The organism is Colwellia sp. MB3u-55 (assembly GCF_014076785.1).
Lineage (GTDB): Bacteria > Pseudomonadota > Gammaproteobacteria > Enterobacterales > Alteromonadaceae > Colwellia_A.
This window is the reverse complement of sequence record NZ_JACGUS010000095.1, coordinates 1-363: the sequence shown is the minus strand read 5'-3', so window position 1 is coordinate 363 and position 363 is coordinate 1. Positions and strand designations below refer to the sequence as shown.

Annotated in this window: 1 protein-coding gene; it reads left to right on the top strand. The window is 33.9% G+C overall.

What is annotated here, in order from left to right; translation table 11 throughout:
- Positions 1 to 31: 31 nt before the first annotated feature.
- Entirely contained in the window at positions 32 to 265 is a 234-nt protein-coding gene (locus tag H4J66_RS05185; RefSeq protein WP_182171418.1) for a hypothetical protein, read from the top strand.
- Positions 266 to 363: the final 98 nt, after the last annotated feature.

The following is a 363-nucleotide window of genomic DNA, read 5'->3' as shown; positions in this document are numbered from 1 at the left end:
GGCGTTATATGCCTAAAGGATTGTATCAACTATGGAAGAAGTAGCAGAAGGTTTAGGTCGAGCCTTTTTTAGATTATTAAAATGGATCATAATTGATGCCTTTATAGAGTTTTTTGTTTATGGGTATGGTTACGTTACTTTAAAGATTATTACTATTGGTAAGTATCCTAAACCAAATCAAAATAATGATGGTCTTTGTATTGTTAGCGGCATTATCTCTATTGCTGTAACGATAGGTATTATCATGTTGTTTAACTCTAAATAGGCATATAACAAGTCACTCAAAAGGACTAAAAACAGTTGGCTAGGTTCGCTGCGCTCACTATTTTAGCCAACAATTTTTAGCCTCTTAGTGAGGCGTTA

Excerpts from the sequence above, each read along its gene's own strand:
- H4J66_RS05185 (WP_182171418.1), top strand. The coding sequence starts at position 32 with ATGGAAGAAGTAGCAGAAGGTTTAGGTCGAGCCTTTTTTAGATTATTA.